We start from the raw sequence: 13,552 nt of genomic DNA, 5'->3' as shown, positions 1-13,552 counted from the left end.
GAAAATAGCCATTTGCTGGCTAATGGAGTAGAATAAAACTATTTAAAGAAGGAGAAGGCCTATGACTCGAGAATTTTCTTTTGAAACTTTGCAATTACATGCTGGACAGACTGCTGATCCTACGACAAAATCGCGTGCTGTACCTATTTATCAAACCACATCCTATGTCTTTAATGATGCCCAAGATGCTGAAGACTCTTTTGCTCTTCGCACACCTGGCAATATTTACACACGGATTACCAATCCAACCACAGCAGTCTTTGAAGAGCGAATGGCTGCTTTGGAAGGAGGTGTCGGTGCACTGGCGACAGCTTCTGGTATGGCAGCGGTGACTTATACAGCTTTGGCATTGGCGCATGCTGGAGATCACATTGTGTCAGCGACAACGGTTTATGGCGGAACTTTTAATCTCCTTAAAGAAACGCTGCCTCGCTATGGGATTACGACGAGTTTTGTTGATGTAGCTGATTTTTCTCAAATTGAAGCAGCTATTCAAGCTAATACGAAATTTCTTCTTGCTGAAACATTGGGAAATCCTTTGGGAAATGTTGCTGATCTTGAAAAACTAGCTGACATTGCCCATCGTCATGCTATTCCTTTAGTTATTGACAATACTTTTGGCACACCTTATTTAATTAACGTTTTCTCTTATGGTGTTGATATTGCTGTTCATTCTGCGACTAAATTTATCGGCGGACACGGAACTTCTATCGGCGGTGTCATTGTGGATTCTGGCAATTTTGATTGGGAAAGATCTGGAAAATTCCCACAATTTGTCGAACCAGACCCATCTTATCATGATATTAGTTACACACGCGATATTGGCAAAGCAGCTTTTGTGACTGCCGTACGTACACAGCTGCTGCGTGATACAGGTGCCTGCCTTTCCCCGTTTAATGCTTTCCTTTTGCTGCAAGGTTTGGAAACCTTGTCCCTTCGCGTTGAACGTCATGTTGAAAATGCAAAAAAGATTGCTCACTATTTGGGAAATCATTCTAAAGTGACAAAAGTAAACTATGCTAGTTTGCCATCAAGTCCTTATTATGGACTAGCGCAAAAGTATTTACCAAAAGGCGCCGGCTCTATCTTTACTTTCAATGTGTCAGGCGGCTCAGATGCAGCCCGTAAGGTCATTGACAGCCTTGAGATTTTCTCTGATCTAGCTAATGTTGCTGATGCTAAGTCCTTAGTTATTCATCCGGCAACGACAACCCATGGCCAGATGGATGAAAAGGATTTGCGAGCCTGCGGTATTGAACCCGAACAAATTCGCCTTTCCATTGGGCTTGAAAATGCCGATGATTTAATAGAAGACCTAAACTTAGCACTTCATAAAATCTAAAGGAGACTAGCTATGACAAATCTTAATGAAGCTTACCTCGCCTTAAAATCTGCAAAAATAGTTGATTTGACTCATCAAATAACAGAAGACAGCCCCCGTTTTCCTTTACTGCCTCCTTTGGAGAAAAAGGATATTTTCACTTTAAAAGACGGTTTTCATGTTCAGCAATTCACTGTTGTTGGACAGTATGGAACCCATATTGATGCGCCCGTCCATTTTGTTGAGGGAGGTGCTTGGTTAGACGAGCTCCCTCTGGAGGATCTGCTTTTACCGCTTTATGTCATCGATAAATCACAAGAAGTAGCTGAAAATCCAAATATTGAACTCACTAAAGCTGATATTCTTGCCTTTGAGAAAGAAAACGGTCAGATTGCAGCAGGCAGTTTTGTAGCTTTTCGCAGTGACTGGTCAAAGCGCTGGCCCAATCAGGATCAATTTAGAAATCTTGACGACTTAGGCGTTCAGCAAACGCCCGGCTGGAGCCATGAGGCTTTAGAATTCTTAATCCATGAGCGCCAAGTAAAAGCAGTAGGACATGAAACTTTTGATACAGATAGCGGTCAGGCAGCTGCTAAAAATGGAAAATTAGCTGAAGAATATTATTTGCTAGAACAAGGTATTTACCAATTAGAGGTCTTAGCTAACCTTGATCAAGTACCAGCGACAGGGAGTCTGATTGCGATTGCTTATCCGCATTGGGAAAAAGCGACAGGTTCACCAGTCAGGGCAATTGCCTATGTCCCTCAAGATTAGCTTTTCTTTGAAAATATTGGCTGCTAATCTCCAAGAATTTAGCAGCTTTATAAGAGAGTAGGCAAAAACTCGTCCGGTATTCCTGTTTTGAAGTAAACGCTTGGCGCAGCGGTTGACTGATTTTCTTTTTGCCGCAAGGCCAAAGCGGAAAACTCAGATAACTGTGCGGGGGTGGGAATATGAACCAAAATTTTCAATTTTTGGGTTCTTTCCCACTCCCTTTTTCGTAGCTTTGGCTATTAGCAACCTAACAAACTTGGCTAGCTTTACCTGCCCCAGAGAAAAGCAATTAAGTCCTCATCAACTTCTGGATTGCTGTGGAGTTTAGAATGGCTGGCATTTGGACCTGTAAAGATTTTTTCCTCATAGGATTTGGCAAAGGGCGAAACTAGATACCTGAGCGATTGGGTCGCTGCATTTGGGACCCGTCCGTCTGAATGGTCACCGATATCTCCCATTAAATTAAGGATTTGTACCTGATTCTTGGGATAAGTCTCTCTTAATTTGGTTAGTTCTTGGTAGCTAGCATTCATTTTATTAGGCTTACCTTGAGCATCAATCTTTAACCCTTTGGGGAGCATGATAGCATCCGGGAGCTGACGATTATCAAAGCTGAGTCCAGCATAATGACCGGCAATTCCAACATATTTATGGACCCGAGGCAGGGCCTTGTTTTGACCATTTTGCAACATATAGTGGAGAATAGCGATATTGCCAAAAGAATGGCCAACCATATTGACTTGTTTAAACTTATAGACCTTCTGCAGCTTTTTAACGACATTGGTCGCATACTGCCCTCGCATCTCAAACATAGTGCTGAAATGTTTTTCAAAGTTGACCATGACAATAGGATTTTTAACATCCTTTTTGAGCCTTCCTTTGAGCGTTACCTTTCCTTTTTCGTCAACAAAAGCAATGGCAACGTTATTGGTCACACCAGCATTCTTGGCGGCATTGACCATATGTTCTTCTGCATGATAGGAACTAAAGCCCCCGTGGAAAAAGAGGGTAGGAATGGGTTTATGAACTAGCTTCTTGCTGGCTTTCTGTCTCTGCCAAACCCGCCAGCCAAAAATCCCCAAACCTATGACAAGAAGAGCCAGACCGATTACAGTAATTTTTTTCTTCACAAAATTTCTCTCCCTTTTCTAAATAAGGTTGCAAGGCTTACAAATCTATCTTATCGAAAAGACTTTCATGAAGCAACAGGCAGATCTCAATTTTTAGGTTTTAGAATAGGAAGATCCTATTCTGAAAATGAAGCAGAACTCATGACAGCTATTGATGAATTGATTGAGAATAAAACCATTATCATGATCGCCCATCGTCTGAAAACAGTTGAAAATGATGACCAAATCATCATTCTTGATCAGGGACGTATTGTACAGTAAGGCAAGCATGACGACTTAGCACAGCAAGCAGGTATTTACCGTGATTTTATCACAACAAGAAAAGAAGCTCTTTCATGGAAGCTGGCAACAGAAGCTTAGTTGTTAGAGGAAGTGATATTTTGCATGATATAAAATATTCCTAAAAAAATACAATAGCAATTACCTCGCCATCAAAGTAGAGAAAATGATTAACCTAGTGATATAATATAGGTAAAAGATTCTTAGGAGGATTTTATGAAGTCACATACAGTAATACTTGGAGCTGGTGCTACTATTGTTGCAATTCCAAAGGGTGATAAAAACGGAAAAAGTTCCTCTGTGATGAATGGGTTATTGAAAAAATTAAATCTAGGAGAACTTCTTTCGAGTGTAGAATTACAAATAAAAAGTGAGAACTTGGACGATATTTATTCAGAGTTGTACAAGAGAGAAGAATGCTCTGAGATAGTTAAAGAGTTGGGAAACAGGCTTTATAGTTATTTTGTGTCTCTAGAATTGCCAGATGAACCAATTATCTATGACTTTTTAATATTAAGTTTAACCAAAAAATATGTCCGTTGTTCAACAATTACTCAGAGCTTACCATAGATTCTTTGTTTAATTGAGAAAAGACAACTTAAGGAAGTGTCAGTGATAGACAACATTGTTGATGAAGAGTCTGTGTTAAGTGTTTGGAAAGATGTTATTCATTCTCATCATTATAGATATTCAAATTCATTTTTTGATTCTTACTTAGCAAAATTCTAAGAAGAACTTGTGAAACTGTATTTGCAACATTTTCTTTAACTGTTTCATCAGATGGGAATCGAGGTTTTAAAGAAAATGCTGTTGGAAGGATTTAAAAGAATACTTATCAGATTTATTTATTGAAGAAAAAGAAAGCAAAAGAAAGTATAATCTTCTTTCAAGATATCTGGTTTGGGATTGCTAATAAAAAGAATTTAGCCAATAAAATTATAAGTAAAACGAAATACATTTTTAGGAGTCATACAAAACATGTTAAATTTATACTGTGATGAATCGTGCCATTTAGAAAATGATAAAGAAAAAGTAATGCTTATAGGTGGAATTTCTTGTCCAGATTATGCGAGAAATATCGTTTATAAGGAAATTAAAAAGATCAAGAAAAAATATGGGATATCTTCCCATACTGAAATTAAATGGAGGAAGGTCTCCGAATCAAAGATAGAATACTATGAAGAATTAGTTGATTATTTTTTTGATAATGAGAATCTTAACTTTAGAGTAGTGATAATAGATAAAGACAAGTTAAATCATCAAAAATATAATCAAACACATGATGATTTTTATTATAAACAATATTTTTACTTAGTAAGAAAATTTCTTTTTGAGGACGATGTCAATGTTTTCATTGATATAAAAGATACTAATAGTATTTTTAAAGTTAACAAATTAAAAAAAATACTTAATGTATGGAATCAAACAGAAAAAAGTATTAAAAATATTCAACAAATCCGATCACATGAAAATTCAATAATGCAATTAACTGATTTATTAATTGGAGCTGTTGCATATACAAATCGAGGTTTTATAACTAGCAATGCTAGGATTAAACTTTGTGATCTAGTTTCTAAAAGAGCAGCACATGATTTAATATCTAATACTAACTATAGTACTCATAAATTCAATATTTTTAAAATGGAGTTGAGCAATGAATAGCAATAGAAATAATCAGTGTCATGCTCTTCCTCCCATTATTACGTTGGATAATTTTTATGGTGATTTTAAAAAATATGATAACTATTTATACAACGAAATATTTTTAAAAGAGTTATATAATAATAAAATTCATTTCAGAGGGAAATTGGTAGCATTTAAAAAGTACCCTCTATTTAATAATAGAGAAGATAGTTATTTTCATTTGACTTGTAAGAACTATGATAAAGATTTTCAAGAAAGACTTCCTGATTTTAGGAGAAGTGAGAGATTATGTTGGCTAAGGCCATCTTTAGAAAACGATCATGCTCAATTGTGCCATCAAAACTGTTTTTTGACTTATGAACGTCCCTATAGAAGTAACATTAGAATTTGTTTGCTAAACCCTGTTGACAGGTATTTTATAGTTTTAGAAGAAAGAAAAAATTATTATTTATTAATAACTGCCTTTTATATAGACTACGATAATGTTCTACAGAAGAAATTAAAAGAATATAATAAATATAAAGATAACTAAACAGAAAACGCCCTTATAATTAAGGACGTTTCCGCGATCTCCTTCAACTACTAGGTCGATGAGTTACCTATATTATACCAAGAGTTTGACAAAAATACAATTCATTTTAAAATTTCTTCGATAATCTGAAGCAGTACAGATCTGTTGATTGGATAATCTAAGAAGGTTGTTATATTAATCTTCTAATTTTCATGCTAAAATTAATCATATAAGCTAGTATTATTATACTCTTGCTAAATTTTAGTAAATATTACAAGTGTCATAGGAGAAAAGGATGTCTGCGAGCTTAGAGTTCTATGGAAAATTATCAAAAATATTTTGCGGTGATGAGGAAGATTTTTTTGAGTATAAATCTGGCCCTCAACTAGTATCATTTTTTAATACATATTTTTGTTACAATGATACTTATGGTCAAGTTTTTGATACTAGATGGAGATATGTTAACCAAAAATTATTAGACTTTTCTTCTACTGGTAGGATAGATGAATTTTTAAATATTATACTTAGTAAAAATTATATCTTGACAGAAAGAAAAATTAGTGAAGTAGATGCATTGAAATATCAGCAGAAAATATTGGGAGCACTTAATAAAATATGTTCTGTCTATGGTTTAATAATTTCTAAAAGAGATAACAGGTTTTTCTTGCTTAAAATCGACGAAGACCTAGTTGAAATTGGTAAAGGAGGCTTTGCAGTTATCTATCTTCAAAAATCCACTGGTTTAGTGATGAAAAAGCTAAACGACGATGCTATTAAAAGAAGTTCTCTTAGAAGTCGTTTAAAACGAGAATTTGAAATAACAAAATCTTGTTCAGAAATTGAGAGTATCATAAAAGTATATGACTTTGATGATAGTAACTGTTCATATACAATGGAAAAGGCTGATTTTACTTTAACTAATTTTATTGAAGAAAGCGATCTGCCTGAAGACTCGAAAATAAATATTATCAGACAGATATTACACACCGTATCTATTGTTCATCAAAAAGATATTTTACATAGAGATTTAAGTCCGACAAATATTTTCTTTGTGGGTGGAGTTATCAAGATTGCTGATTTTGGTTTAGGAAAAAGCTTAAACGTTTTAACCTCTCATCAAACTATGGATACTGCGTCTTTTGGGCAACTTTTTTATTGTGCCCCTGAACAATTAACTCTTTTAAAAGATGCTGATAAAAGAAGTGATGTCTATTCACTTGGGCGGATTATTAATTTTATTATGACAAAAGATCTTAACACTTATTCACATTCTTTTCGTTCCATTAGCGAAAAAGCCACAAATTTGAATCCAGAATACCGATATCAAGATGCTACAGAAATGTTAAATGCATTAAATAAGTGGGTGACTGTCCGAAATAATAAAGATTTTAAAAATGTTATGTGGAGTAAAATATCGCAAGAAATTTTTGATTCGGATGTCGAGAACTATATTTATGAAATGTCTGGAGATGAATTATGTAAGAATTGTATTAAGAAAGGCCATTTTTTCCTGAATTGTTTAATTCAATTCATGTTAATTGATGATTCACATGCAAATAATGTCATCCAGTTAATTGATTCAAATTTCGAGGAGCAATTAAAGAGATATGAAGATGTAGATCCTTTTGCAACATTAGCTTATATGATTTTAAAAGAGAATTTCTCCTACATAGTTAATGAAGTGGCAGCTAAAATTCTTAACTATGTTGCCTATAATGTCGGACGTTTCGATGCCCAACGTAAAATTGATAGTTTAATTGAATATGGTCTAGAACCTATGATAGAAGAACTACTAATTAAAGAATAGTGGGAGGAGTAAGAATATGGGAAAGCATTTATATATTGATTTTCATTTAAGAGACAGAGCTTACTTCATTACAAAAAAAAGACAAATTTATATAAAGAAATAGTATATGAATTCAACAGTCTTGATGATAACAACTATGAACTCTTAATTGCTGTAGATTCTAAAGTTCGTGGTCATTTTGATTTTGAAATTAAGATCCATGAAAGTGAATATATTCTAATTTGTGCATTTGGCAAATTTCAAGTTGAAGTTAACCAAAATTTTCAAGAAAGAGAAAAATTTTTAAGTGGAAAAGTATTAACCAATTGCGTTAAATGAAAATTGACTAGAATTAATTACATTGTTGAGGAAATAATTATTATTTTTTTATGAAAATAAATCTCATATTATAGAAAAGGGAATAAGATGAAAATTAATATTACTGAAAAGAGACCATTAAAACTTTATGGAATTTCACATCATGCTAATATACATGATGATTTTAAATCGTGTTGGAATCATTATTATAAATATGTCTCGCAAAATTATTCATCACCAGTGGGAGTTTCAACGGTGCCTGATAAGAATGGTAATTTTATATATTTCACAGGTATTAGCCATATGCTCAAAAATCGTAACAGGTTTCTTGAAATTGAATTGCCTAAAAAATTATACTATATTCGAACTTACTGGTTCAGTCGAGAAGACTATCCTACTGGCTTGGAAGTTTGTGCATGAGAATCTTGTGATTGCAGATTCTCTTAGTATCGAAGTATACTCTGTAGGGGGATCGTTCAAGTGAAAAATACCACATGGATTTATGGATTCCTATTACTGGTATATTGCCATCTTTCAAAGTAAATACTGCCCTTTGGAGAAAGCTAAAACGAAAGATTGGTTCGACAGTCCGACAGTCGAGAAAATTGTTGACTTCTCTTAAACAGATACAGGACAATTGATAATTGATGGTGTAGTTCTTGCTGCAGCAGGCCTCACTCTTCTCTTATCTAATAATGATAACAATGGACAAAGATTTGACTATAAGAATGATGAGGCATTCGATACAATCGATTGTTCAGCAGACTCTATTGAAAATTTTTCTAGTAGAAATTATCCTGATGATAGAAAGTCACCAATTGTACATATAACACGTCGAGAGGATACTAGGTATATACGTGGAGGAACTGATGAAGATAAGATGCGCTTCAGAGAGGAAAATGACTTAGATTTTTAATGTTTTCTAATAGTTTTTATTAAAAATCAGAGAAATGGTAAATAAAACTAAGAAAAACAGAGTGATATAATAATGGAGTATGTAAAATTCAGGAGGAAATATGTCAATAAATATAAATGAATATAGTGATTTGAATAACTTAGCATTTGGTTTAGGACAGGATGTTAGTCAGGATTTAAAAGAATTAGTAAAAGTTGCTTCAATTTTTGTTTCTGGATCAAAAATTCATAAATGGTTAGTAAATACAAGATTGGAAGAAGTAGTTACAGGTTTAAATCTTCAAAACGAATTAAAAGCTGTAATTACAAATAAGCCTATTTCAGTCACTTGGAAACAACTTACTGGAACAAGGACAAAAAAAGAGGCTAATAGTTTAGTCCAAGCAGTTTTTCCGGGACAAGGCGCAAGGCTTGCAATTGTAGATTGGGCTGCTCAAAATTATGTGAGTGTTGCAGTAGCTTTTGGATTATTAGAATTCCATCGGGCAGATAAAACTTTCACAATTTCAGAGTTAGGAATTAGGGCAGTAAAATTATATGAATCAGAAGATTTGACAGAACTTGACAAATTTTTGTATGAAAGACTACTTGAATACCCTTATGCTGCTTGGTTGTTAAGATTATTAGGGAAAAATCCAACTAAACAGTTTTCAAAATTTGACTTAGGAGAAAATTTTGGCTTTATAGATGAATTAGGTTTTGAAACAGCCCCTGTTGAAATTTATTTAAATGGATTAGCTCAAGCTGAGATTGATAATGACAAGATGGCTAAGAAAAAAATCAAATCAAATTTTGAAAGTACTTCTGATAAATATATGAGATGGCTAGCTGGTGTTCTGGTTACTGCAGGATTAGCAACTTCTGTCACTAAGAAAGTCAACCATAATTATAATGGTCGTAAGTTTGCTCTTACTCTTGGTACAGTGTATCAGATAACAACAAAAGGATTGACTGCTTTAAAACAAGTTGATGGGAAATCCCGCTATGCCCGAAGCAGGAAAAGAGTTATGTGGGAATTTTTAGCTACTAAGGATAAAAAAGCAATCTCCAAAAAAACATCACGATCTCTAATGTTAAAACATCTTACAGAAAAGAAGAACCCAATTCAAGCAGAAGTGATTGCTACTCTTATTAATACAGACTATCCAAGTCTTGAAATAACACCTGAAGAAGTAATAGATGACTGTATCGGACTTAACAGAATCGGAATTGAAATTATAATTAATGGAAACCAACTAACATTAAAAGATAAATTATTTGACTTTGAAATTCCTATACAGAAAAACATAACATTACAAAAAAGTGATATTGAAAAATTTAAGAACCAATTACGAACAGAACTAACAAATATCGATCACTCTTATCTTAAAGGAATTGACATAGCTAGTAAAAAGACAACTACTAATGTCGAAAATACGGAATTTGAGGCAATATCAACTAAGGTTTTTACGGATGAGCTAGGTTTCTTTGGTGAACATCTTGGAGGAAGTAATAAGCCAGATGGACTTATTTGGGATAATGATTGCGCAATTATTCTTGATTCCAAAGCCTATTCAGAAGGTTTTCCACTTACCGCATCTCATACAGATGCTATGGGAAGATACTTGAGACAGTTTAAAGAGCGGAAAGAAGAAATAAAACCAACATGGTGGGATATTGCTCCAGATAATTTAGCTAATACATATTTTGCTTATGTTTCAGGAAGCTTTTCAGGTAATTATAAAGCTCAGCTACAAAAATTTAGACAGGACACAAATCATATGGGTGGAGCATTGGAATTTGTTAAATTATTATTACTAGCAAATAATTATAAAGCTCATAAAATGAGCATAAATGAAGTTAAAGAAAGTATTCTTGATTATAATATCTCATACGAAGAATATGCTCCATTACTCACAGAAATAGAGTAAGAAAAGTTTAAATTAGAAAATATCTAATAATAGAAGAACAAATATAATAAGAAGCAACACAATATCTATGCTGCTTCTTATTATATTATTATTTTCCAGTAAGTATTTTAAATGTCTCATTATCATAATTAGTTATCAGGACTTCTTGACTTCCTTTGCTTTTCGAATTATGAGACGAATTATTATAATTATAATTGAGATAATTAATATTTAAGTTTCTTGAATAAGCCCAATCTTTTAATAATTGGTTAGTTTTACCTTTGTGCTCAATTACATTGCTGAGAGCAAACCGAATTCCATGATGATTTAGATGATCCATAAAATTTAATAATTCTACTTCGGAGGTTTTATTCCAATTTGAGAAACCTCGTTTCCCATCATTATAACTTCCAGTTGTAATTAAATATGGAGGATCAAGATAAATAAAATCCTTAGACGTCAAATTTGAAAAATTAAATTCATTAAAATAGTTATCTGTGAACGTTGCATCTAATGTTTGAAGCTTAGTAACGAAATTAAATAAATTATTTCTCATATTTTCACTAAAATGACTACGATTTCTACCAAAAGGATTATTGAACTCCATAGAATTATTAAATCTAAATTGATAGTTGTAACTAAAAGAGGATAGAACATATAAATCCAAAGGATTAGGGTTAGTGTTATAATGTTTTCTAAAAGCTAGAAATGCCTCTTCGTTAGTCTTACTTAGTTCCCACTCATTGATCCTTTGTTCAATTTGTTGGGCTAAATTTACAGGTGGCTGAGTTTGAAAATACCGAAACATTTCATTAATACGGTTATTCATATCGTTAAAAATATATTTGTTCGCTTTCACATTAATACCAACATTAGCTCCTCCACTGAATATATCTACAAATGTATCAATATTGTTTGGGAAGAAAGGCAATATTTGATTTAAAAGTTTATATTTCCCTCCAATATAATTAAGTGGACTCTTAATGTATTTCCTTGTTGAACTCACTTTTATGCTGTTATTGGTTTTCTTAATAGTTTTATTTTTAGGAAGTGGCTTTCTTTGGATATAAAATAATAATTCATAAATTTCTTTGATCTTAGAAGACTTCTTTGATTGATACTTTCGATATGGAATTTTTTTTATATCAACCATACCGTCAACCGAGAATTTTTTCAGAATGTTAGTCAAGTCTTCCTCAGAGATAATTCCCTCGTTATTATAGCTCAAAATAATATGAGTTGAATCTATATTTTGAATTAAATCTCTCATTGCTGATAAAGCTTTACTTTTTGTAGCGTAATCACTTTTAAGATTTTTCCAATCGAAAATCTTTGTGACTCCTTTTAAAACAGGTTGATCATTTCTAGCTACATTTTCTAATAAATGATAATTAGAAGCATATTGTCTTGAATTGTAAGGAGTATCAATATAAACAATATCAGCTTTCACTTTTTGAACTAGTTTATTTGCATCTTCGTTAAATGCTCTATTTTCTTTTGAGTTATCAAATATAGTAAAATCTTGTAATTCTAAATCATTCAAAGCCCTCTTGTCCCAGTGCTTTAGGAAAGCTCCATAAGTTCCAGTAGTATTGCTAACAAATGGTAAAGCTTCTACAAGAGAAGAAAGTAGGTAGTAGTATTCATGCTCTGTTAGCAAATTTTGATTTTTCCAACTTTCAATCTGATTACGGATAACGTCTAGTTTTTTTGCATTTTTTACTGAAAGATAATTCGCTTCCCCTGTAGGAGAGTAGGCAGATTCATAATACTCTACCTTTTTATTATTTACTTCTAAATTTTGCAAATAAATCATAGGAGAAGTGATACCAATTTGAATAAGCTTATCAAATAAAGGTTTGGAATTATTTTCAATTATAGCTTTTGCATTAGCATAACTAAAAAATAGTAAATCATTTGAATAAACTGTGTAGAATTGTTTGAAATAATTCGCTACTGCATTTGTACCAGCAAATAAATCTAAGAATACTTCTTCAGAGCCATCGGTATGTTTATCTATCATTTTTTTAATTTCAGGCAAAAGTAATTTTTTTGAACCAATATATCTCATTTTTTACATCCTTTATCATCCTTATTTTAGCATAATAGAAATAATATTCCAACTATGAAGATAATTTTTTTATAAAGTGAATTTTTCTAGATGATATGTCCACTGTCAGATTGCCCAAAATAGGTAATTTCAAAAAGAGAAATGACTTATTTGAGAAACTAGATACTAAGTTTAGAAATAAAAAACTTATAGATGAAATTGTTCATTGTGTTGATTCTGAATTACAATGCAATATATTACTAATTAACCTACAGTTCATGGTAATATATAAAAAATAGTAGGTACAAAAAGAATTAAGTACTCATAATTTAACTGTTATTATTTAGAATTTGGAATAGAAAAACAGGAAACCAAGTAATTTTGGGTTTCCTGTTTTTTTTATAAATTTCATTAGAAGATATTTGAACAAAATACCCCCTCTTAACTATCAGGATAGTACTTTTATTTGATATAATCCATTGTTTTATTCTTATTCGACGAGAAGGGCTTAGATATAATTTGACCAAGGAGATTCTATCTACAGTAATAGTAATCTTTAATTCTCCACCTTAACAATCTCCTCAAATATCTCTAAGTATTTTTTACGTTTTTCAGCACTAACTGTCATCATATATTTTTGAAATCTTTCTACTGATGGATCCCTAACTCCGTTATCGTCTTTGTAGTCTTGAAAGAAACTTTGTATAGATAGTCTAAAACTATCTATAATTTTTTAAAGTATTTACTTTTATGTTAGAATGTTCTCCATGCTCTATTTTTGCTATTGAGGAGACATCTATCTGAGCTGCATTAGTCAATTGTTCTTGAGTTAATTGAAATTCTTTACTCAAAATTTGAATCTTTTTAGCAATAAATTGATCTAAAGTCATAATCTGTCTTCCCTTTATTTAGAGATATAGATTTTTGAGGATAGT

General features: G+C 32.5%; 12 protein-coding genes and 1 pseudogene. 10 read left to right on the top strand and 3 right to left on the bottom strand.

The genetic code is table 11. From position 1 onward, the window contains the following. The first annotated feature begins 61 nt into the window (after positions 1 to 61). Positions 62 to 1,342, top strand: a complete 1,281-nt coding sequence (locus STRMA_RS03530; RefSeq protein ID WP_003080423.1) for an O-acetylhomoserine aminocarboxypropyltransferase/cysteine synthase family protein — start codon at positions 62 to 64, stop codon at positions 1,340 to 1,342. Between the two features lie 12 nt (positions 1,343 to 1,354). Beyond that, positions 1,355 to 2,095 (top strand): cyclase family protein, encoded by a 741-nt coding sequence (locus STRMA_RS03525; RefSeq protein WP_003081765.1) that lies wholly within the window; start codon positions 1,355 to 1,357, stop codon positions 2,093 to 2,095. A gap of 266 nt (positions 2,096 to 2,361) precedes the next feature. Here the strand turns inward: STRMA_RS03525 and STRMA_RS03520 are convergent, their stop codons facing one another. Beyond that, a complete protein-coding gene (locus tag STRMA_RS03520; RefSeq protein WP_003079942.1) occupies positions 2,362 to 3,225 on the bottom strand; it encodes an alpha/beta hydrolase in 864 nt (287 codons plus the stop codon). 123 nt (positions 3,226 to 3,348) lie between these two features. Between STRMA_RS03520 and STRMA_RS09440 the strand changes: the two are divergent. From STRMA_RS09440 to STRMA_RS03485, 8 genes and pseudogenes are all read left to right on the top strand, one after another. Continuing rightward, positions 3,349 to 3,585: pseudogene (locus STRMA_RS09440) on the top strand (ABC transporter ATP-binding protein); the annotation flags it as partial. Positions 3,586 to 3,720: 135 nt separating this feature from the next. Continuing rightward, entirely contained in the window at positions 3,721 to 4,074 is a 354-nt protein-coding gene (locus STRMA_RS09865; RefSeq protein WP_003080499.1) for a hypothetical protein, read from the top strand. Positions 4,075 to 4,482: 408 nt separating this feature from the next. Then, a complete protein-coding gene (locus STRMA_RS03510; protein WP_003081340.1) occupies positions 4,483 to 5,166 on the top strand; it encodes a DUF3800 domain-containing protein in 684 nt (227 codons plus the stop codon). Next, on the top strand, positions 5,159 to 5,680 hold the full coding sequence (locus STRMA_RS03505; protein WP_003079470.1) for a hypothetical protein: 522 nt from the start codon (positions 5,159 to 5,161) through the stop codon (positions 5,678 to 5,680). Before STRMA_RS03510 ends, STRMA_RS03505 begins: the two co-directional genes overlap by 8 nt. A gap of 274 nt (positions 5,681 to 5,954) precedes the next feature. Continuing rightward, positions 5,955 to 7,466, top strand: coding sequence for a serine/threonine-protein kinase (locus tag STRMA_RS03500; RefSeq protein ID WP_003080690.1), 1,512 nt, complete (start codon positions 5,955 to 5,957; stop codon positions 7,464 to 7,466). A 405-nt stretch (positions 7,467 to 7,871) separates the two neighbouring features. Continuing rightward, positions 7,872 to 8,183: a GyrI-like domain-containing protein gene (locus STRMA_RS03495; protein WP_142743718.1), complete on the top strand. Its 312-nt coding sequence runs from the start codon at positions 7,872 to 7,874 to the stop codon at positions 8,181 to 8,183. Positions 8,184 to 8,400: 217 nt separating this feature from the next. Beyond that, on the top strand, positions 8,401 to 8,679 hold the full coding sequence (locus STRMA_RS03490; protein ID WP_040841495.1) for a hypothetical protein: 279 nt from the start codon (positions 8,401 to 8,403) through the stop codon (positions 8,677 to 8,679). A gap of 100 nt (positions 8,680 to 8,779) precedes the next feature. Then, positions 8,780 to 10,588, top strand: coding sequence for a restriction endonuclease FokI C-terminal domain-containing protein (locus STRMA_RS03485; RefSeq protein WP_003079871.1), 1,809 nt, complete (start codon positions 8,780 to 8,782; stop codon positions 10,586 to 10,588). 88 nt (positions 10,589 to 10,676) lie between these two features. Here the strand turns inward: STRMA_RS03485 and STRMA_RS03480 are convergent, their stop codons facing one another. Both STRMA_RS03480 and STRMA_RS09860 read right to left on the bottom strand, forming a co-directional pair. Further along, entirely contained in the window at positions 10,677 to 12,638 is a 1,962-nt protein-coding gene (locus tag STRMA_RS03480) for a Dam family site-specific DNA-(adenine-N6)-methyltransferase (RefSeq protein ID WP_003081814.1), read from the bottom strand. A gap of 698 nt (positions 12,639 to 13,336) precedes the next feature. Then, positions 13,337 to 13,507: a helix-turn-helix domain-containing protein gene (locus tag STRMA_RS09860; RefSeq protein WP_003081552.1), complete on the bottom strand. Its 171-nt coding sequence runs from the start codon at positions 13,505 to 13,507 to the stop codon at positions 13,337 to 13,339. Positions 13,508 to 13,552: the final 45 nt, after the last annotated feature.

It is taken from the genome of Streptococcus macacae NCTC 11558 (genome assembly GCF_000187995.2).
Classification (GTDB): domain Bacteria; phylum Bacillota; class Bacilli; order Lactobacillales; family Streptococcaceae; genus Streptococcus; species Streptococcus macacae.
This window is presented reverse-complemented; position numbering and strand designations above follow the sequence as displayed.